At 54.6% G+C, this 21,303-nt stretch carries 19 protein-coding genes; 18 read left to right on the forward strand and 1 reads right to left on the reverse strand.

What is annotated here, in order from left to right; genetic code table 11:
- Window positions 1–92: 92 nt before the first annotated feature.
- Window positions 93–338: a sulfurtransferase TusA family protein gene (locus tag WA429_RS13875; RefSeq protein ID WP_101246751.1), complete on the reverse strand. Its 246-nt coding sequence runs from the start codon at window positions 336–338 to the stop codon at window positions 93–95.
- Window positions 339–592: 254 nt separating this feature from the next.
- On the opposite strand from WA429_RS13875, the gene WA429_RS13880 reads away from it, so the two are divergent.
- The 18 genes from WA429_RS13880 (at window position 593) to WA429_RS13965 (ending at window position 21,238) form a co-directional block, all read left to right on the forward strand.
- On the forward strand, window positions 593–1,015 hold the full coding sequence (locus WA429_RS13880; RefSeq protein ID WP_101246752.1) for a Fur family transcriptional regulator: 423 nt from the start codon (window positions 593–595) through the stop codon (window positions 1,013–1,015).
- Between the two features lie 162 nt (window positions 1,016–1,177).
- Window positions 1,178–1,972, forward strand: a complete 795-nt coding sequence (locus WA429_RS13885; protein WP_101247028.1) for a GNAT family N-acetyltransferase — start codon at window positions 1,178–1,180, stop codon at window positions 1,970–1,972.
- Window positions 1,969–2,874 (forward strand): lysophospholipid acyltransferase family protein, encoded by a 906-nt coding sequence (locus WA429_RS13890; protein WP_101246753.1) that lies wholly within the window; start codon window positions 1,969–1,971, stop codon window positions 2,872–2,874. Before WA429_RS13885 ends, WA429_RS13890 begins: the two co-directional genes overlap by 4 nt.
- A gap of 170 nt (window positions 2,875–3,044) precedes the next feature.
- A complete protein-coding gene (gene miaB / locus WA429_RS13895) occupies window positions 3,045–4,436 on the forward strand; it encodes a tRNA (N6-isopentenyl adenosine(37)-C2)-methylthiotransferase MiaB (protein ID WP_228194926.1) in 1,392 nt (463 codons plus the stop codon).
- Window positions 4,433–5,536, forward strand: a complete 1,104-nt coding sequence (locus WA429_RS13900; protein ID WP_287464608.1) for a PhoH family protein — start codon at window positions 4,433–4,435, stop codon at window positions 5,534–5,536. The genes miaB and WA429_RS13900 overlap by 4 nt, the downstream gene beginning before the upstream one ends.
- Window positions 5,520–6,110: an rRNA maturation RNase YbeY gene (gene ybeY / locus WA429_RS13905; RefSeq protein ID WP_101246756.1), complete on the forward strand. Its 591-nt coding sequence runs from the start codon at window positions 5,520–5,522 to the stop codon at window positions 6,108–6,110. The genes WA429_RS13900 and ybeY overlap by 17 nt, the downstream gene beginning before the upstream one ends.
- Window positions 6,111–6,152: 42 nt before the next feature.
- A complete protein-coding gene (locus WA429_RS13910; protein ID WP_101246757.1) occupies window positions 6,153–7,133 on the forward strand; it encodes a hemolysin family protein in 981 nt (326 codons plus the stop codon).
- On the forward strand, window positions 7,126–8,703 hold the full coding sequence (gene lnt, locus WA429_RS13915; RefSeq protein WP_287464609.1) for an apolipoprotein N-acyltransferase: 1,578 nt from the start codon (window positions 7,126–7,128) through the stop codon (window positions 8,701–8,703). The genes WA429_RS13910 and lnt overlap by 8 nt, the downstream gene beginning before the upstream one ends.
- 107 nt (window positions 8,704–8,810) lie before the next feature.
- Window positions 8,811–9,281 carry a helix-turn-helix domain-containing protein gene (locus WA429_RS13920; protein WP_101247029.1) on the forward strand — a complete coding sequence of 157 codons (471 nt, stop codon included), beginning with the start codon at window positions 8,811–8,813 and terminating at the stop codon, window positions 9,279–9,281.
- 305 nt (window positions 9,282–9,586) lie between these two features.
- Window positions 9,587–10,759, forward strand: a complete 1,173-nt coding sequence (gene metK / locus WA429_RS13925) for a methionine adenosyltransferase (RefSeq protein WP_101246759.1) — start codon at window positions 9,587–9,589, stop codon at window positions 10,757–10,759.
- A 170-nt stretch (window positions 10,760–10,929) separates the two neighbouring features.
- A complete protein-coding gene (gene trmB / locus WA429_RS13930; RefSeq protein ID WP_206926425.1) occupies window positions 10,930–11,649 on the forward strand; it encodes a tRNA (guanine(46)-N(7))-methyltransferase TrmB in 720 nt (239 codons plus the stop codon).
- A 293-nt stretch (window positions 11,650–11,942) separates the two neighbouring features.
- Window positions 11,943–12,467 (forward strand): RNA polymerase sigma factor, encoded by a 525-nt coding sequence (locus WA429_RS13935; protein ID WP_286889065.1) that lies wholly within the window; start codon window positions 11,943–11,945, stop codon window positions 12,465–12,467.
- A gap of 96 nt (window positions 12,468–12,563) precedes the next feature.
- Window positions 12,564–13,484, forward strand: a complete 921-nt coding sequence (locus WA429_RS13940; protein WP_206926424.1) for a FecR family protein — start codon at window positions 12,564–12,566, stop codon at window positions 13,482–13,484.
- A 173-nt stretch (window positions 13,485–13,657) separates the two neighbouring features.
- Window positions 13,658–16,405 (forward strand): TonB-dependent receptor, encoded by a 2,748-nt coding sequence (locus WA429_RS13945; protein WP_287464610.1) that lies wholly within the window; start codon window positions 13,658–13,660, stop codon window positions 16,403–16,405.
- A 179-nt stretch (window positions 16,406–16,584) separates the two neighbouring features.
- Window positions 16,585–17,322 carry a calcium-binding protein gene (locus tag WA429_RS13950; protein ID WP_287464611.1) on the forward strand — a complete coding sequence of 246 codons (738 nt, stop codon included), beginning with the start codon at window positions 16,585–16,587 and terminating at the stop codon, window positions 17,320–17,322.
- Between the two features lie 188 nt (window positions 17,323–17,510).
- The gene (locus WA429_RS13955) at window positions 17,511–19,175 is read left to right on the forward strand and encodes a type I secretion system permease/ATPase (RefSeq protein ID WP_287464612.1); all 1,665 of its coding nucleotides are present in this window, start codon (window positions 17,511–17,513) and stop codon (window positions 19,173–19,175) included.
- The gene (locus WA429_RS13960) at window positions 19,172–20,536 is read left to right on the forward strand and encodes an HlyD family type I secretion periplasmic adaptor subunit (RefSeq protein ID WP_287464613.1); all 1,365 of its coding nucleotides are present in this window, start codon (window positions 19,172–19,174) and stop codon (window positions 20,534–20,536) included. Before WA429_RS13955 ends, WA429_RS13960 begins: the two co-directional genes overlap by 4 nt.
- A 105-nt stretch (window positions 20,537–20,641) precedes the next feature.
- Window positions 20,642–21,238 (forward strand): biliverdin-producing heme oxygenase, encoded by a 597-nt coding sequence (locus tag WA429_RS13965; RefSeq protein WP_287464614.1) that lies wholly within the window; start codon window positions 20,642–20,644, stop codon window positions 21,236–21,238.
- Window positions 21,239–21,303: the final 65 nt, after the last annotated feature.

Below are 21,303 nucleotides of genomic sequence, written 5' to 3' on the forward strand. Positions count from 1 at the left end.
GACGCATTTTAATCTGGTATATCCACATAAATAGTGTGGTTTTGCGCATCAACCTGTTGTAGTGTAAGCCTGCATTGGAACTGGCGGTTATGCTATGCCTTGCGGATGGTTAACCGGAAAGTACCAGGTGCATCGGCGATTTCGACCAGATCGATGACTTCGTCACCCATCTCGGTGACCGAGCGCGGAACGTTTTTAAGCGGTTCGCCCGCACCCAGGATGACTTCGAGAACCTGACCCGATGTCATGGTTTCAAGTTTCAGCCGGGTACGAACAAATGTCATCGGGCAGACATCGGATGTGATGTCGATTTTCTGGTCGGGGGTGCTGGTGGCCATGTCTGTCTCCGGGCTTGGTGTGCAAGTGTGAAGTAGCGCCCTTGTACGGCGGTGGCAAGTGGTCACGACCAGAAGCCGGTTTTTGGCGATTTCCGGTGCTTTGGCATTGAGGATCGCGGATTGACGAATTTATCGCGAATTGAACCTTGCGATATGTGGCGGATTTTTCAATATTTAGCCACAGAGAGTAGAGAGCCTAGGGGTAAGTCCTGGCTGGGGACAGGCGGAACCGGAAACGGAAACGAGATAAGACAATGCTTGCAGAATCAACCATCGAGCAGAAATGCGTCGACGCGGGCCTTAAAATGACGGGCCAACGCCGGGTTATCGCCCGTGTGCTGTCAGAGTCCGAAGATCACCCGGACGTAGAACTGGTCTATCGTCGGGCAACCGATATCGATCCCAAGATTTCGATCGCAACCGTGTATCGTACGGTTCGCCTTTTTGAAGAGGCGGATATTCTCGAGAAACATGATTTTGGCGACGGTCGCGCCCGTTACGAGGAGCTGACCGAGGAGCATCACGATCACCTGATCGATATGCGTTCAGGCAATGTGATCGAGTTTTCGAACGAGAAAATCGAAAAGCTTCAGGAAGAGATCGCCAAGGAACTCGGGTACAAACTGGTTGGTCATCGTCTTGAGCTTTATGGTGTTCCTTTGAAAGACGAAAAATAAGTCCGGTTTTCAACCGCACTGCTGATCGACGAAAATCAGGGCCACTTGCTCATTCGGGCAAGTGGCCTTCATATTTTTGTTACGCGTTCTTCACAAACCCTTCACTCGCCCTTCACGCAATTCACGCGCAAAATCCGGGCAGATGAACAAAAGGGTGTTGTCATGCGCGACGAAAGACAGCTTCAACGGCTTGAGGTCCGCCTTGCGGAAACCGAGGACGAGATTCTCGCCAGCCAGAAACTCCGCTACAAGGTATTTTACGAAGAACGTGGTGCGAAGCCGACCGCCGAAATGGCCGCGGCAAAACGCGACTTCGATCATTATGACCCGCTATGCGACCATCTTCTGGTGCTTGATCACAATCGCGGTGCCGGGGCGGATGCGGTTGTCGGGACCTATCGCCTGCTGCGCCAGTCGGTTGCCAACGAGCATGGCGGTTTTTACAGTGCCGATGAATATCATATCGAGTCCATGCTCAATGCGGTCAAGGAAACCGGCGAAATCATGGAGCTTGGCCGTTCCTGCGTCGAAGCCGATTACCGCACGATGCCGACCCTTCAGCTTTTGTGGCAGGGTATTGCTGCCTATGTCTTCAAATACGACATCAAACTGATGTTTGGTTGCGCATCGTTCCATGGCACCGACCCGGATGCCTTCAAGGATGTTCTGACCTATCTGCATCACAACCACCTTGCCCCCGAAGACATGCGCCCGCGCGCGATCGAGGAACGTTACGAGCCGATGCTGCGTGCCGAGATCGACGGCATTGACCAGCGTCAGGCGCTGCGTGATCTTCCGCCGCTGATCAAGGGATATCTGCGTCTTGGCGGTTTTGTCGGGGACGGGGCTGTGGTTGACCATCAGTTCAATACCACGGACATCTGCATTGTGTTACCGACGGAAAAGGTAACCGATCGCTATTACAAGCATTACGAACGGACCGCGAGGGTATCGTGAACTGCTATGTCTGCGCCGCAATCCGGCTGATTGCCTATGTGCTTCTGACTGTTGTGCTGCTGCCTGTTCAGGTGGTGGCGATTGCATGCCGGTTGCGTCTGGCAGATGAATTGCCGCGTTTCTATCACGCGCTTTGCCTGCGCATCCTTCATATCGAGGTCCGGGTATCGGGTGTTGATCTGATGGATGGGCCGGGCGTGATTGTGGCCAATCATGCGTCCTATCTTGATATCCCGGTTCTGGGTGCGCTGACCCATGGCAGTTTCATTGCCAAGACCGAAGTCGCCAGCTGGCCGGTTTTCGGCGTGCTGGCCAAGCTTTCGCGCACGACATTTGTCGAACGTCGTGCGGTTCGCTCACGCGAACAGAACGAACAGCTGAGCGAACGTCTGCAAAACGGTGACAAGCTGATCCTGTTCCCGGAAGGCACAAGCAATGACGGCAACCGGGTGTTGCCGTTCAAGTCGACGCTTTTTGCATCGGCTGAACGGGCGATGCCCGATGGATCGCCGGTGAAATTCCAGCCGGTTTCAATTGCCGCGACCCGTCTTGATGGTGCCCCGATTGGCCGCGATTTGCGGGCATTCTATTCCTGGTACGGGGATATGGACTTGGCCCCGCATTTGTGGCAGTTTCTCGCGCTCGGCAAGGTGACGGTCGAGATTGTTGTCCATGCGCCGGTCACACTGGCGGATGCGGCCGGATCGCGCAAGGAACTTGCCCGGATTTGCGAAGCCCGTGTTGCCGAAGGACATCAGGCAGCGTTGCGTGGCTTGCATCAGGGTGTTCCGGTCCAGTTGATCGACAGCGGTCTGTCCGGGGAACTGATCGGGCGGTCGCCCCTGGCAATCATTTCCGAGGATTTTCGACTGTTTGGTCCCGATCGACAGTTCGGCTCCTGATCGTTTTGCCGTATAATGCACCGGTTGATGTGAAATTGGGTTTCACCTGACCGGAAATTCAGATAACGAGATGTCCGAAAGTTCCGGTCTGGCGATTATGCGGAACTCAAGCGCGGTGTGACTTATTCACACCGCTTTTCGGCGTTTTGAGAGAGCGAAACGGATCTTACGTGACTGAACCGAAGAAACTTTTTGTAAAAACCTATGGCTGTCAGATGAATGTCTATGACAGCCAGCGCATGCAGGACGTCCTGGCGCCGCTGGGGTACCAGTCGGTCGACAGCGCCGAGGGCGCGGATATGGTGATACTCAATACCTGTCATATTCGTGAAAAAGCCGCAGAAAAGGTGTTTTCCGATCTTGGACGCGTGCGCAAGCACAAGGAAGCCAAAGAAGCCAATGGCGGTGACAAGATGATTGTTGCTGTTGCCGGTTGCGTTGCCCAGGCCGAAGGGGCCGAGCTGATGCGGCGCGAACCGATGGTCGATATGGTGTTTGGCCCGCAGACCTATCATCGCTTGCCGGAAATGGTGGCACGTGCCAACCGTGCGATTGGCCGCAACCGGATCATTGATACCGATTTCCCGGCCGAGGAAAAATTCGACCACCTGCCCGCACAGGTTTCAAGTCAGGGATATTCGGCGTTTCTGGCCATTCAGGAAGGCTGTGACAAATTCTGTACGTTTTGTGTCGTGCCCTATACCCGCGGGGCGGAATATTCACGCCCGGCCATGGATGTTATCAACGAAGCCCGTCAGCTTGTTGCGCATGGCACGCGTGAACTGACCCTGCTCGGCCAGAATGTGAACGCCTATCACGGTGAAGCGCCGAATGGTGGTGAATGGACGCTTGGACGTCTGTTGCGTGAGCTGGCCGAAATTGATGGGCTTGATCGCATTCGCTACACCACATCCCATCCGCGCGATGTGGATGATGATCTGATTTCTGCGCACCGGGACATCAAAAAGCTGATGCCGTTCCTGCATTTGCCGGTTCAGGCGGGCGGAGATCGCGTTTTGCAGGCAATGAACCGCAAACATACAAACGCCGATTACCGCGAAATTGCCAAACGGCTCAAGGATGCCTGCCCGGATCTGGCATTGTCATCGGACTTCATTGTCGGTTTCCCCGGTGAATCGGACAAGGATTTCGAAGACACGATGGATATCGTGCGCGATGTCACCTTCATTCAGGCTTTCAGCTTCAAATACAGCCCGCGCCCGGGTACCCCGGCATCGGCAATGGAATTGCAGGTGCCCGAAAAAGTCAAAACCGAACGGATCATGCGCCTTCAGGCGCTGCTGGCCGAGCAACAGCTTGAGTTCAACCGCAATTCTGTCGGCAAGGAAATGGATGTGCTGCTTGAACGGCGTGGCAAATATGAAGGCCAGCTGGTTGGGAAAAGCCCCTATATGCAGCCGGTCCATGTTTCCGGCCTGCCGGAATCGGCACTTGGTCAGATCGTTCGGTTGAAAATCACGGAAGCGCTGCCTAATTCCCTTGGCGGCGAACTGGTCGATGCCACCACAAACGGCCAGAAATCGGAAAGGAACGTTGCGTGAGCGGCACCCCGACAAAGAACAATCCCACCACCAAAGTTAAACACGCCCCCAAGGATTCCGATAAGATCGAGTTTCAGGACAATGCGCTGGCCCAGCTTTTATACGGGCCGCAGGCAGAGAACCTGACGCGATTGTCCGAACGCACCGGCGTGCAGGTTTCAAGCCGCGGCCTTGTCGTGATGCTTAATGGTGAACCTGCCAAGGTTGCCCAGGCCAAAAAGGTGCTGTCGCAGCTTTATGCGCGTCTGCGTGACAAGGAAATCGAACATATCGATGTCGAAACAGTCGACGGTGCCATTCGTCTTTCCGAACCTGATGATGCCGATCCCTGGAATGGACAGACCAAGGATATGTTTGGCGGATCGCGCCTGACCATCCAGACCAAGAAGCGTCGTATTTCGCCGCGTTCCAAGCGCCAGAAGGATTATGTCGAGGCGATTCTTGATAACGAACTGATCTTTGGTATCGGGCCGGCCGGTACCGGCAAGACCTATTTGGCGGTGGTGATGGCGGTTCAGGCCTTCATCCTGGGTCAGGTGGATCGCATCATCCTGTCGCGTCCGGCGGTCGAGGCCGGCGAACGGCTTGGCTTCTTGCCCGGTGATCTGAAAGACAAGGTCGATCCGTATCTGCGCCCGCTTTATGACGCGTTGCATGACACGCTTCCGGGGGATGTCGTGATCAAGCGCATGGAAAGCGGCGAGATCGAAGTTGCCCCGCTGGCCTTCATGCGTGGCCGGACGCTTTCGCATGCTTTTGTCATTCTGGACGAAGCCCAGAACACCACCCCGATGCAGATGAAGATGTTCCTTACCCGTCTTGGGGAAGGATCACGCATGGTGGTGACCGGGGACATGACCCAGATCGACTTGCCCGATGGCACCAAATCGGGGCTGCGTGACGCGCTTGAGACCATTGGCGATGTCAAAGGGGTGGCGACGGTCAAATTTGATCAGCGCGATGTTGTACGCCATCATCTGGTGACCAAGATCGTTCAGGCCTATGACGCGGCCGATGCGCTGCGCGATCGGCTGAAAAAGAGCTATCGCGGCGAAAAGGATAGCGCAAACAAGGAAACCGACCATGACGGCACCGCTTGATCTTGATCTTGAGGTCGAAGCAGGCGACTGGCAGCAAGAAGAAATAGCCGCGATCGAGGCTGCGATTATTGCGGCCCTTGATGGCGCGCTTGACGATGGTGCGCTTTGGGATGATGACGCGCATCCGACCGACGGAACCCCTGATGAAGGGGACGGGGCGTCGCTTTTGTCTGTGGCCCCGGTGATCGAGGTCGGGGTGCGTTTATCTGATGATGCGTCGGTGCGCATCCTTAATCGCGACTATCGCGACAAGGACAAACCGACCAATGTTCTGTCCTTTGCCGCCCTTGAAAGTGCCGATGATGCGGATGCTTTCATGATGGCCCCGGATATGCCGCTGATGCTTGGTGATATTGTGATTGCACGGGAAACCTGTGCGCGCGAAGCGGTCGAGCAGAACAAGTCGCTGAAAAATCATCTTGTTCATCTTGCCGTTCATGGCACGCTGCATCTTGTCGGCTACGATCATATGGTTGATGATGAAGCCGAAGAGATGGAAGAACTTGAACGTCAAATTCTTGCCGGACTCGGGATTGATGATCCCTATGAACCGATTGAAGACGAGCCGGTTTAGCCGTAAGGCTTTTTTTGAATCAAAGGATGTCGAAACCGACCCATGAACGACATAAGTCAACGCGACGACGACCACGACAGTACGCGCCCTCGCAACGGCGAGGATGCAAATCAGGAGACCGAGAACGGCTCCTTATGGGATAATGTGGCCTCTGCCCTCGGGCTCCGGCGTGGCAAGCCGCGCAATGGCGAGGCCTCTCTTTCCGATACGCTTGAAGAACTGGCTGAGCGGACCGAAGAAGACGACGAACCGGTCTCGCTGCACGAACGTTCCCTGTTTGAAAATATCATTGCTCTGCGTGACATGACGGCAGAAGACGTCATGATTCCGCGTGCCGATATTGTGGCTGTTCCCAAAACCATCGAACTTGAAGCGCTGGTCGAGGTGATGGTCAAAAAGGCCCATTCGCGCCTTCCGGTCTATGGGGATACGCTCGACGATATTGCCGGCATGGTTCATATCAAGGATGTTCTGGGCTGTGTTGCAGCGGGTCGTGAATTCAGCCTTCAGGCGCTTTTGCGCCGGGTTCTGTTTGTGTCGCCCGCAATCCGCGTTCTTGATCTTTTGTCGGAAATGCGGTTGTCGCGAACGCATATGGCGCTGGTGGTTGATGAATTTGGCGGGATCGACGGCCTGATCACCATTGAGGATCTGGTTGAGGAAATCGTTGGCGAAATCGATGATGAACACGATATCGACCAGACGCCGAAACTGATCCGGCTCTCGGACGGCTGTTACATCGCCGATGCACGGTTTGAGGTCGAGGATCTGGAAGAAAAACTGTCTTTCAGTCTGCTGGACGAGGATGAAGACGAAGATATCGATACGCTTGGCGGGCTTGTCTTTTCGCTGGCCGGGCGGGTTCCCGCGCGTGGTGAGCTGATCGAACATCCAAGCGGCATTCAGTTCGAAGTCCTTGATGCAGACCCGCGCAGAATTCGCCGGTTGCGAATCCATATGGTGCGCCGCGAAGTTCAAGCCCCGGCCGAAGACACCAAAAATCAGGAAAAAACGGATGATTAAGACGATGGCGACGCGCCTGGCCGGACTTTCAGGCTGGCGCAGGCGTTTTGTCTGGTTGCTTTCCGGGGCGGTTGCGGTTTTGGCGCTGCCGCCCTTCTTTTTTATTCCGGTTTTGCCGATCAGTTTTGCCATTCTGTTGTGGAGCCTGGAAGGGGTCCGTTGCAACAAAGGCGCGCTTTCGGCGGGCTGGTGGTTTGGCACCGGGCATTTTGCCGCCGGGTTTTATTGGGTCAGTCACGCGTTTCTGGTGCAGCCGGAAATTTACGGCTGGATGATCCCCTTTGCACTTGCGGGGCTTGGTGGCGGACTGGCGATCTTTCCGATGGTTGCGGTCTGGGCTTCGTGGCGCCTGACAGACGGGCTGGTGCGTCGTGCGGTATTGCTTGCCGTGTTCTGGGCGGTGGCGGAGTATTTGCGCGGGCATCTTTTGACCGGATTTCCCTGGAATCTTCTGGGTCACGTCTGGGCAATTGATGCTGCGCCGATGCAATTTGCATCGGTTGTCGGGGTCTATGGCCTTTCGTTTGTGACGGCGCTATTTGCGACCCTTCCTGCCGCGGTGGTTGGCGGGCGCCGTGGCAAAATGGCCGCTTTTGGTGGTGTTTTGATTGCTGTTTTGCTGTGGGGCGGCGGTGCTGTGCGCCTGTCACTTGCGGGGCCGGACAGCTCGACCCTGCCATTGTCGGAATTGCCGTCTGACGTGCCGGTTGTTCAGATCGTGCAACCAAACATTCCGCAAAAAGACAAATGGCGTCCGGAATTGCAGCGTCAGCATTTCACCAAGCTGGTTGAAATGTCGCGCCGTCCCGCGGGTTTGGATCCGGCGCGCAAACGCATTGTGATCTGGCCGGAAACAGCGGCAACGTTTTTTGTCGAAACCCAGGATGTCGCGCGCATGCAGATGGCCGAGACTCTTGGGCCTGATGATATCCTGATCACCGGTGCCCCGCGCACCTATCCGCGCGATACCGATGAATACAAGGTCTGGAACTCCATTCAGGTGATTGATGCATCGGCGCGCATTGTTGCAAGTTTTGATAAATTCCATCTTGTGCCGTTTGGCGAATATGTCCCGTTCCGATCGATCCTGCCATTTCCCAAGCTGACGGCCGGACGGACGGATTTTTCAGCCGGACCCGGTCCGCAGACCTTGTCCGTGCATGGCCTGCCGGGATTTTCACCGCTGATTTGCTATGAGGTGATTTTCCCCGGTGCGGTGACCGATCCTGATAATCGTCCCGACTGGTTGTTGAATGTTACCAATGACGGTTGGTTTGGCAAAAGCGCGGGCCCATATCAGCATATGGCAGCCGCACGTTTTCGTGCGGTTGAAGAAGGGCTTCCTTTGGTGCGTGCGGCCTATACCGGAGTATCGGTTTTCTTCGACTCCTACGGGCGTAAACTGGCCGACCTGCCCTTAAGTGCAAGTAATATCATGGTTCACCCACTTTTGAGTGATAAAAACCATACTACAGTATATTATTTGTGGCGTGATATTCTATTTTACGGTATTGTTACCTTCTTTGCCGTTCTCGTTATGGGATATAATCGTCGATTAAAATCCCTCTAGGCGGCTGTTAAAGGCACCGAACCGTCCACAAATTGTCCCTGTTAATAAGGACGGGTAGGTCGGAGTGAGAGAAGGAAAAAACAATGTCGCCCAAGGATGATAGCGCGATGGTGAAAAACACCCGTGGTCGCGGTCGTGGCCGGACTGCCAGTGGTAAACCGAATCCTGTTGATATTCACGTTGGCGCACGCGTCCGTCTGCGTCGTACCCTGCTTGGCATGAGCCAGGAAAAGCTGGGTGAGGCAATCGGCCTTACATTCCAGCAGGTCCAGAAATATGAACGCGGTGCAAACCGTGTTGGCGCATCGCGCCTGTATGATTTGTCGCGTGTTCTTGAAGTACCGGTTTCGTTCTTCTTTGACGATATGCCTGATGAAATTTCATCGAAATCGGTCCATGAACGTCGCGAAATGTCCGAAAGCCCGGATCCGTTTGACAATGATCCGATGAACCGTCGCGAGACCCTTGAGCTGGTTCGTGCCTATTACCGGATCACCGACCCCAACCAGCGCAAGAAAATCTTCGAACTGGTCAAGTCGATGGGGGCCTTGCAGGCCGGCGATGCCGACCAGAAATAATCGCGCTTTGACAAGCCGTTAAAGAAGGCGCATTTCGTGGATGACGGGATGCGCCTTTTCTTTCTGCGCAATCGGGTGGTCTGGCTATGCAATTTTCCGGTTACCATTTTGCGTCAATGATGCTTGACCTGTAAAAACCGATCAGGCAAAAGCGTCATGCAGCCGTCATAGCGGCAGAGATTTGTGGACGGATTTGGACCGCTTGCCACCACACAAAAAAAGGCTAAGTGGGCGCTATCGACACCAACCCGGTGTTGAGAGCCCTCCGGTCCAGTTTTGGAAACCCATTACCGGAGAAGGTCTTAATGTCTCTTTCCGAATATCTTTTTACCAGTGAATCCGTCTCGGAAGGTCATCCGGACAAGGTTTGTGACCGCATTTCCGATTCCATCGTTGATGCGTTCCTTGCTGCTGATGAAGATTCGCGCGTTGCCGTTGAAACGCTTGCGACCACCAACCGTGTGGTTCTTGCCGGTGAGGTGCGCGGTCCTGAAAGCGTGACCAAAGACGTCATGATCGAAAAAGCGCGCGAAGCCATCCGCGCGATCGGTTATGAGCAGGACGGTTTCCATTGGGAAACAGCCGAAATCGAATGCCACGTGCATGAACAGTCTGCTGACATCGCACAGGGTGTGGATTCCGCTGGTGAGAAGGACCTTGGCGCCGGTGACCAGGGCATCATGTTCGGTTACGCATGTAACGAAACCGATGAACTGATGCCGGCACCGATCCAGTTCTCGCACCGTATTCTGCGCGCAATGGCCGAAGATCGTCATTCCGGCAAAGCAGCCCAGTTCGGCCCGGATGCCAAAAGCCAGGTAACCCTGCGTTACGTCGATGGCAAACCGGTTGGCGCAACGTCGGTTGTGGTTTCGACCCAGCATGCCGAAGGCCTGTCGCAGGAAGATGTCCGCGGCCTGGTTCTGCCCTATATCGAAGCTGCCCTTCCGGAAGGCTGGATGCCGGCTGCTGATGAAATCTATATCAACCCGACGGGTCGTTTCGTCATTGGTGGTCCCGATGGGGATGCCGGTCTGACCGGACGTAAAATCATTGTCGACACCTATGGCGGTGCCGCACCGCACGGTGGTGGCGCGTTTTCGGGGAAAGACCCGACCAAGGTTGACCGTTCGGCAGCCTATGCTGCGCGTTACCTTGCCAAAAACGTGGTTGCTGCCGGTCTGGCAGAACGTTGCACCATTCAGCTTGCCTATGCGATTGGCGTGTCCAAGCCGCTGGCTCTGTATGTCAACAACCACGATACCGGCAATGTTGACGAGCTTAAGCTTGGCGCGACCTTGCGTCAGTTGATGGATCTCAGCCCGCGTGGCATTCGTGAACATCTTTCGCTGTGCCGTCCGATTTACACCCCGTCCTCTGCTTATGGTCACTTTGGCCGTCAGCCGACCGCAGATGGTGGCTTCTCCTGGGAGCGTACCGACCTTGTGGGTGAACTGAAATCGGCATTCGGCGCCTGATCATCAGGCAGCAGCATTGCAAAAGTGCGATTTGCCAAATGCGCACGACATGATATGAGGCGGGCGACCCGGATGTTCGGGCCGCCCGTTTTGATTTACGTGACATGTTTCGCCTTGCGGATCTGTCACTTTGACCGAGTTTGTCCCGACCCTGATCAACTGATACGACCATGCGCAACAAAGAACGCCCGATTCCGACACCTGATCGCCCGAATTTCTATGGCCGCCGCGGAAGCCGACCGCTCAAGGATTCCCGCAAGGCGCTGGTTGACACCATGCTGCCGAAAATCGGGATCAGCTATCCGGACGTCGCAGGGGTCGATCCCAAAAGCTATTTTGATGGTGATCCGGATCAGCTGTGGCTTGAAATCGGATTTGGCGGCGGCGAGCATCTTGCCGGTCAGGCCGAGGCCAATCCGAATATCGGGATCATCGGGGCGGAACCCTTCATGGATGGGGTTGGCAGCCTGCTGCGCCATCTGGATGAGCGCGGCCTTGGAAATGTCCGTGTGGTGGCCGATGATTCGCGCCCGCTTCTTTATAAGCTGGTTGATGCCTGCTTTGATCGCGCGTTTCTGTTGTTCCCTGATCCCTGGCCAAAGAAACGTCACGCCGAACGTCGCTTTATCGGGCCCAAAAACCTGGCACTTTTGGCACGGTTGTTAAAAGACGGCGCGGAATTCCGGGTGGCCAGTGACGATATGCAATATATCTCGTGGACCTTGCAGCATATGCACAACCATCCCGACTTTGAATGGTTGGCCGAAGGCCCGGATGACTGGCGCAGCCCGCCCGAGGACTGGGTCAAAACCCGTTACGAACAAAAAGCCCTTCGCCAGGGCAAGAAATGCAACTATCTGCGGTTCCGTCGCAAGCCGCGTCAGGTCTGACATACAGGTTTGCCTGCTGATCCGGTTCGGATTTGATCAATGCCCGGCGTTCGTAATCGATGCGTCGGGCATTTCCATATCCAAAGGCCGGACGCCGATGATGATCGGAAAAGCGGCAATCTTAAATTGCAGTTTTGACTTATACTCACGTACAGAAATATAACAAAATATTGCGAATGATTGTCATGTGCGATAAAACAAGTGCGTTAATGACTTGAAGTCACAACAATGCCGCGCCAAACGCCGCACTTTTCCGGCGCATATACAGGCGAAAACAGCCAGAGGTCCAGGCCGTGACACACTGGGATGTCAATACATTGTTCAGAACCTATCGGCGCCGGTTGCATCAATTTGTCCAGCGCCGAAAATTGTCGTGGCATCTTGCCGATGACATTGTTCAGGACACCTTTTTACGCGTCGTGGCAACGCCATCTTTGCCCGAACAGCGTTTTGCGCAGTCTTACCTGTATCGGACTGCCAATAATCTGGTGATCGATCATTTCCGCCGTGAACGGATCCTGTCATTTGTGTCCGATCCGGATATGGCGTTTGAACTGATTGCAGATGACGCCCCAAATCCGGAACAAATCGCTTGGTCAAGGCAGGAGCTCCGCCGGTTGCAGACCGCTCTTGATGCTTTGCCGCGCCATTTGCGTGACGTTTTCATCCTGGCGCGTGTGGGCGGGGAAACCTATGTCGATATCGGCAAAAAACTCGGCATTCCAAGCCAGACAGCGTTCAGCCGCATGGTCAAGGCGCTTACCATCGTAAAGGAAGCGATGGAGCAGGACGAAAAAAACAGATCTGCAATCAGATAAATCCAAATCCCGTTCGTCCTATGATTGAGCCCGTCTCTTTGCCCATGGATTCTGGACGGGATCATCCGCATTCATGTAATTGACAGACATGCTGATATGACCCGTTTTCCAAACCCGGACAGTGGCTTCCAGACGCCTACAGAACAGGCTGCGTACTGGTTTGCGCTGCTTCTTGATGGCAGTGAAACCGAAGAAGACCGCCGCGCATTTGCGTCCTGGATTGAAAAAGACCCACGCAACATGACGGCCTTTAACGAGGTGGAGCGGCTGTGGAGCGGCAGTTCAAGTCTGCATCTGGCGGCCAATAACAAGGTCGGACGGCGCGCCTTTTTGGGCGGCACTGTCGTGGCCGGTATTCTGGCGACCGGTTGGGGTGTGCAGCGTTATCATCCAGCAGCCGATTTCCGAACGGCAACCGGTGAACGGCGGGAACTCACTTTACCCGGCGGCATGAGGGCACTTTTGGCAAGCGGGACAACCATGTCGCTTGTATCGGGACAGGGTCTTGCAGGTGTTGAACTGCATGAAGGCGAAGTCTGGTTTGATCACAGCAAAGGCAATCGTGATTTCTTTGTTGCTGCGTCCGGTGCAAGAAGCTGGTCGCGTGGCGGCAGTTTTGATGTGGCCCGATACGATGATCAGACGACTGTCACAGTTGAACAAGGCAGTGTTGCGGTGAAACTCGCCGATCAGGCCCGACTGGTATCGGGGGGACAGGCGGTCACTTATCATGATGGAAAAATGGGCGCGGTTCATGATGTCAATATCGCCAATGCCCTTGCCTGGCGTGATGGCCGGCTTGTCTTTGTTGGCGACAAGCTGGGGGATGTGGCGCGCATTCTTGAACGCTGGCAATCAGGAAAGATCATTGTCATTGGCGACCATGTCGCCAGTCGCAAGGTAACCATGAGTGTTGATCTTGATCGCACCCGCGACGTATTGCCAACCCTTGCAGGTGCCTTGTCGCTAAAGATTGACCAGTTTACCGACTATCTGACGGTTATTCGCGCCGCCTGACGTCGTGGTGTGTCTCTTTGCGTGCCTCTTGGCGCAGGCTATTTAATGCGAATAAAAATTATTTTCATAAAAAACCATTTATTTTCAGATAAATGAATTTTCACTTCGTCTCAGAAAGTAACGAAAAACGAATGCGATGCATTTGCATTTCGTGAAATCAGGAGAAGAATGAAATGCTGTCTAACGGGGGCGGTCGCACGATGTTCGCGGCCAACAAAAAACTGCCTGCTGCTACTTCCTTGGGGGGAGTACGTTTTGTCACTGCCACTGCAATCGGCAGTGCCATGATCGCGATGATGTCTGTCGGAGCAATGGCGCAAATGCAGGATAATGCGACAGTTGTGCAGACCGAGGAAGTCGCACAGGTCAAGCTGTCTTCCGAAATCTATGACTTCGATATTGCAGCCCAGCCGATAGGTGCGGCGCTGGTTGCCTTTTCGCGTATTTCCGGGATTGATGTTGTTGTTGATGGCGTATTGCCCGAAAGCACAATCAGCCCGGCCGTAAAAGGCGCCATGTCGCCATCTGCTGCGCTTGATATCCTGACATCGCAGACCCCGTTTCAGTGGGTCGTGCTTAACGGTACAACCATCTCGGTAATTATCCCGGCATCGGACATATCGGGGGAAAATGGCGCGCAAACCTTGCCGGTGATCGTCACTGCCACAAATCGTGCATTGGGGCCAAACGGGGTTCCCGATGAAGTGTACTCCACCCCGGGTTCGGTATCGGTCATCACCCAGCAAAGCATGCGCAAAGCGCCAGTACGTGAAGCACGCGAGATTTTCAACAATGTTGCCGGTGTGGATGTTGCAAACGATGCGCAAGATCCTGGTCTGACAGTCAATGTGCGTGGTCAGCAGGAAATGGGCCGGGTAAACGTCAATATTGATGGTGCGCGTCAGAACTACAATCAGCTGACCCATGGCACGGCATCACGTGTTTATGTCGATCCGGCACTTCTGGCCCAGGTTGAGGTCGAGAAGTCTGATTTGGCCAAGAATGGTGGTGCGGGTACATCTGCCGGTATCGTTACCATGCGGACGCTCAATACGCAGGATATTGTCGATCCAGACGAGGAATGGGGCGGCAAAGTCAATCTTAGCCGCGGTACAAACCAGTATGACTTTGCGGGTGATGTTGCCGTTGGTGCACGTGTTTCGCCAAAGTTTGATCTATCTGCCGCAGTGAGCCGAAAAGTCGTCGGAGACTATCGCCCGGGGACGCATAACCCGGGCCTTTATCAGGAAATCGATAGCACACCAAAGTATGTCGATGTTTACAGTTCGCGTCCGGAATACAGTTATGTCCGGCAAACATCGGGTCTGGTGAAGGCGAACCTTTTTCTGACGGAAGATCAGGAGATAAATCTTGGTTACGTCGGAAGCAGCACTTCATACACAAAGTCGAGTGATTCGACGAACAACTATCAGGACCACAATAAAACTGACGTTCATACCGTAACCGCTAAGCATGTCTGGAACCCGGAATCAGACCTGATTGCCATGAATAGCGGCGTCTACTGGACAAGGACACAGAACCATCAGTTCCGACCAGCGCGATACAATGCCGGCGGTGCCGTCACGACGGACTCCTTTGATAACCAATATACGCTCGATACGTTGGGTGGTGAGGTGTCAAACAGCAGCAGCTTTGACTTTGACCTGAGCAGCGATGTCTCCAGTCATCTCGGTCTTGATTACGGTGTCGAGTATTTTCAGGACAAGGCCAAAACAAGTGCCGAGCTTGGCGGTCTTGGTGGCGCGGGTGCTGCATATGAAATTGAAGGTGGCACGCCAGCTGGCGAACGCGACGTTTCCGGGGGCTTTGTCGCCGCCACTTATGACTTTGACAACATGTTCGAGCTCCGGGGCGGCCTTCGCTATGACCGGTACTCACTGACCGGCGATTCCTATTGGTGCGAGGAACAGAACTCCGCCAACCTGTGTGAGGATGGTGGCACACCACTGAACATTGATCTCAGCGAAGATGCGTTTTCGCCATCGGTTGGCGCCAGTTTCAATGTGACTTCGGGAATTCAGCTATTTGCAAATTATCGCCGGAACATGCGTGCCCCAACCATCATGGAATCAATGATCAAGGGCGATCATATCGGTGACAATGCCGGGTTGCCGTTTTACTCCAACGCAAACCTGAAGCCCGAAGAAAGCGAGACGAAAGAAGTTGGTGTCAACTTCAGCTTTGACAATGTGCTTCGCCAAGGCGACGGGTTCAGGGCAAAGGTTGCTTACTATCGGACCGCAATTGATAACTACATCACCTTGGCCAATGTCCCGCAGCCAACTCCAAAAAGGACGAACCTTGGGGTTATCACGAATACTTCTGTCGAGGCCGAGGCAATCGTCAATTTGACTGACCCGGTATATATCAATGGTACCGAAGCCGAGCTGTCTTACGATGCTGGAGAATTCTATCTCGGTGGTACGATTTCGATCTCCGATACCGATCTGTCAGGCAACCACAACCCATATGTTCTCGACACAGCATATGATCCCTTTGCTGCGGTAAACTATACGCAATTGGGTGCAACCTATCTTTCCTACAGCGATGTAAATTACGGGACCGCTGATCGGCTTTTCGGGATTTATGCAATTCCAAAGCGAAAATACACGGTTGATGGCGGGTTCAGACTGTTTGATCAGGACCTGGTTCTTGGAATGCGAGCTTCATTTGTTTATCCGCAGGATAACTTTGGCAGCAGCAACTCGTCCTCGATCGTCTCGAAGTATTTCAAGTACCGGGTGTTTGATTTCTACAGCTCATATGAAATCAACGAAAACCTCACACTGAGATTTGCGGTGAACAACATGCTTGATGAAGCCTATGTGCAGGGGACAGGCGGAACATTCGCCCCGGCACCAGGACGAACCGCCATACTGACTTTTAGCGGCAATTTCTAACGTAACGCCGCATCGGCTGGATATTGAACCCAACCAGGCATACGTCTGGTTGGGCTTTCGCACTTGTCAGTTTAACTTATTGATAATAAACAATTTTTCCATTGACTCGTAAAGATAATAAGAGTCATTCTCATGATGCTATTCGCTAAATGGGTAGCTTAATGACAGGAGAAACTGACATGACTATTACGATTGATCTCAACGCGGCATCTTCGGGTGCTGGTGTGGACCTGCATGGTGTTATTGAAGACTTCAACAACAACTTTTCGCTTGGTTCGGGCAACCACGGTACTTTCTATGATGGCTTTGCTCCGTCGAGCTATTACGGTGGTTCGCAGTTCCTGGCGACCGACCAGGATAGCAGCAGCAGCTACACCGGTTCTGTGCTTGCGACTGCGGGAAGCTCTGACTTTGCCTACGACATCAACACGCACACGATCACGGGCAATCTCGACAAACTGTCCTTTGGCACCACCCTTGGTGTTGCGGACAACGGAACCGAATTTGACTTCACCGATTCGCCTGTTGATATCTCGGGACTGAACCTGTCGAACAGTGACACCAATGGCGTCCTTGTTGACATCTATTCGGGCAGCACCGACACGCTGGAATCTGTCCTTGATTCCGGTGTCGAAATCAACGGCAGCGCCGGCGCTGACGTCATCGGCGGCTGGGCTGGTGATGATGTTCTTACCGGCAATGGCGGTGCGGATATCTTTGAATTCGATAGCGCGTCGGACTTTGGCGATGACACTGTTACCGATTTCACCGATGGCACGGATCTGATTGATCTTGATTACAGCGAAGTGACCGTCTCTGACGACGGTGCAGGCAATGCTCTGATCACCCATGCCAATGGCACCGTGACGCTGACCGGTGTCGATTACACCGACATTGACCAGAACGACTTCGTTTAACGAAGACGGCCCATCCCGCAAGGTGCGGAACGGGCACAAGGTCTTTGATCCAGGGTGCTGCGCAACAGCAGCACCCACCTCACCCTACCCGATTTTTCTGGAATATAAAAAGCGTGTTTGGACAGGCATCTTCGAAATCAGATATGCGAACCGGCAAATCCCGGCCGCTCTCTGAAGCAATTTCATCCTTGCGCCGTGCGTTTGTTGCAGTCGCAGCGCTTAGTGGTGTGTCCAATATCCTGATGCTCACAGGCCCGCTTTTCATGCTTCAGGTTTATGACCGGGTCCTGGCCAGTCAGAATGTCCCCACACTGGTCGCATTGAGCGGGCTTGTGGTTTTTCTGTATCTGTTCCTGGGCAGTGTTGACGCCCTTCGAGCCCGCATGCTGATCCGGATTGGCTGGCGGGTTGATGAAAAAATAGGTCCGGACGCATTGATGCAGACCTTTGACCTTGGACTGCGCAATGCCCGCGCCAATAATCAGCCATTGCATGATCTTGATCAGATCCGGCAATTTCTGGGGGGTGCCGGCCCGGTGGCAATTTGCGATTTGCCGTGGATGCCGGTATTTCTGGCCATTGTTTTTGTTTTCCATCCCTGGCTTGGTGTTCTTGCACTTGTCGGCGGGGCGTTGCTGGTTGTCCTGACCCTGATCAGCGAAGTCGTAACCCGCAAAAAGGTCGCCACCATGAACAGTCAGACCGTCCAGCGTGATCGTCTGGTCGAAGCCGGTCGGCGCAACGCCGAAGCCTTGCGGGCCATGGGTATGGAAAAGGCCTTTTCCCAAAGCTGGGCAAAACTCAATAATCGCTATTTGCGCGACAACACTGCGGTTGGCGACGTCAATTCTACCTTTTCGGCCTATATCAAGGTCATCCGTCTGGCCTTGCAGTCCGGGGTGCTGGCGCTGGGGGCGTATCTGGCAATCCATCAGGAAGTCACACCGGGCACAATGATTGCGGCCTCGATCCTGACTGCACGTGCCTTGTCGCCGGTAGAACAGGCGATTGGCAACTGGCGCGGTTTTGTCGCAGCCCGACAGGCCCGGCGGCGTCTTGATGAAATGCTGGTCACACAAGGACAAAGCGAAGATACGCGTACCCGTCTTCCTGCGCCGTCGCGAAATCTGACGGTATCCAATCTTGTGGTCGGAACGCAGGACGGAAATGCACCGGGCCAAAGCAAGGTGTTGTTGCGGATCAATGCCCTGACGCTCAGTGCCGGGGACGGATTGGGTGTTATCGGGCCAAGCGGATCGGGGAAATCCACCCTGGGCCGTGCACTGGTCGGGATTGGCAAGATGCGTGGCGGCAAAATCCGTCTCGACGGGGCGGAATTGTCTCACTGGGATCGGGACGAACTGGGCAAGCATATCGGCTATCTGCCACAGGATGTCGAACTGTTTGACGATACGGTGGCCCGCAACATTGCGCGATTGCAGAACGGCGCATCGTCGAGTGACATCGTTCAGGCCGCAAAGTCGGCCGGTGTTCACGATATGATTCTGTCGCTGCCCAACGGGTATGACACGCGTATCGGGGTGGGTGGTGTTGTTTTGTCGGGCGGCCAGCGCCAGCGGATCGGCCTGGCACGGGCGTTGTTCGGGGATCCTTTCCTGATCGTGCTTGATGAACCGAATGCCAGCCTTGATAGCGATGGCGAACAGGCATTGTTGCAGTCCGTGCAATCCGCACGTGCCCGCGGGGCGATTGTTGTGCTGATCGCCCACCGTCCCAGCGCCCTTGCCACGGTCAATCTGGCCACCGTGATTCAGGATGGCCATCAGGTTGCCTTTGGCAAACGTGACGATATTTTGCGCCGAACCGTCCGCCAGGTAGGAGAATCCGCATGACCAGCTTGCAACTCCTGTCACGCGGGCGCATGGCACCATCCATCAGACCCGGTCGTGATGCGCGTTTATCCGCCGCCCAGGCAACTTTGCGCCGCCATATCATCATTGGTTGCGGTGTGGTGGTGGCCCTGTTTGCCGGATTGATGCTTTGGCTGACATTTGCCGAGCTGTCCGGTGCGGTGGTCGCATCGGGCAAGCTGGTTGTCGAAAGCAACGTCAAGGATGTCCAGCATTCGGACGGCGGTATCGTTGGTGAAATCCATGTCCGTGACGGTGATCGGGTGTCGGCCGGTGATCTTTTGATCAGGCTTGATGACACCATGGCACGCGCCAGTCTTGGGATTGTCGAGACGCAATTGTCGTCTTTGACGGCACGGCGCATGCGCCTGACCGGGGAAAGGGACAATCTGACGGAGCTTCGCATTCCGGATGCCTTTGCGGATCGTCTTGATGATCCGGCGATTGCCGAACTGATTGCCGCGGAACGCAATTTGTTCAATGCCCGCCGCGAAAGTCTTGAAGGTGAAAAGCAGCAGCTTGTTCAGAAGCGCGCCCAGCTTTCAGAAACCATTACCGGCCTGACCGCCCAGAAAACAGCCAACGAAGAAGAACGTCGCCATATCGTAGATGAATTGACCGGGCTGGAAGGTCTGTTTGCCAAGCAACTGGTTCCGATTACCCGTGTGGCGGCCCTGCGCCGTGAACGGGCAAGCCTTGACGGGACGCATGGGGAACTGACAGCCGAGATTGCCGCAACCCGGATGCAAATATCGGAAACGGAAATGCAGATATTGCAGCTTGATCGTGTGCGCCAAACCGAAATTCTTGGCGAACTGACCGATATTGATCAGCAGATCGCCCAGTTGATGCAGCAACAGATTGCCCTGCGCGACCAGCTGCGTCGCATTGACATTCGCGCACCTTATGACGGAACGGTCTATCAGCTTGCCGTGCATACAGTCGGGGGTGTGATTGGTGCGGGCGATCGCATTATGGGCATTGTGCCTGATCAGGATGAGCTGGTGATCGAAGCCCATATCAATCCGCGCGACATCGAACAGGTCGTTCCCGGTCAGGAAGCGGTATTGCGATTCACCGCCTTCAATCAGCGAACCACGCCTGAGCTGTTCGGGCGGGTTTCTTTCGTGGCGGCCGATCTTGAACGCGACGAATTGACTGGTGATACATATTATATCGTGCGCATCAGAATCGGGGCAGGCGAAGTTGCCAAGCTTGATGGTCGCGATCTGGTGCCGGGAATGCCGGTGGAAACCTTCCTTGCGACCGGCGAGCGCACGGCGCTCAGCTACCTTCTTAAGCCGCTTTCCGATCAGTTTGCCCGCGCGTTTCGCGAAGATTGATCAAATTGAAATCCGGACATTTTCGGATATCGGGCGGTGTTGATCGTTTCAGACTTAATGAGTCGTGTCCGATATCGGCACGAACTGACCAGGAACGAGGTAGCAATGAACGCAATTCACGGGGCAGACACCGCCACTGTGACCCGGATGGAAGACCTCCGGCAATCCACACGCAGTGCGCATCAGTCGGTTGACGATATGGTCATGGAAATGGCGCCGTTCGATAACCGCAACAACTATAAGCGCTTTTTGACCCTGCAATATGTCTTTCACGCCCGGATGAAACCGCTATATGACGCCGAGGACCTTAACCGTGTCATTCCGGGGCTGGCCGCGCGCAGCCGGTATAAGGCCGTTTGTGACGATCTTGCAGATATGGAATGCGCATGCCCCGAAATCGGGAGTCGCTTCGAGATTTCCGCACAGGATGCCGAACGGATCGGCTGGCTTTATGTCTGCGAGGGGTCATCGCTTGGCGCGGCATTCCTGTTGAAGGCTGCTGCCAATATCGGGCTTGGGGATGCATTCGGGGCTCGTCATCTGGCCGGTCATCCGGATGGCCGGGGCAAGCATTGGCGCGAATTTGTCGAACAGGTCAATGACTTGGAGCTGAGCGACGACAAAGAGATCGCTGTGCGCAATGGTGCGGTGGCGGCCTTTGCCTATTTCCGGAATCTGATGGGCAATCTGCCATTGCAGTAAGGTCTTTGTGAATCCTTGGGTTGAATGGCGCGGGAGCCCTGTATCCTCACTTGATTTCTGCGCAA

The organism is Thalassospira sp. CH_XMU1420-2 (assembly GCF_037029325.1).
Taxonomy (GTDB): Bacteria; Pseudomonadota; Alphaproteobacteria; order Rhodospirillales; family Thalassospiraceae; genus Thalassospira; species Thalassospira povalilytica.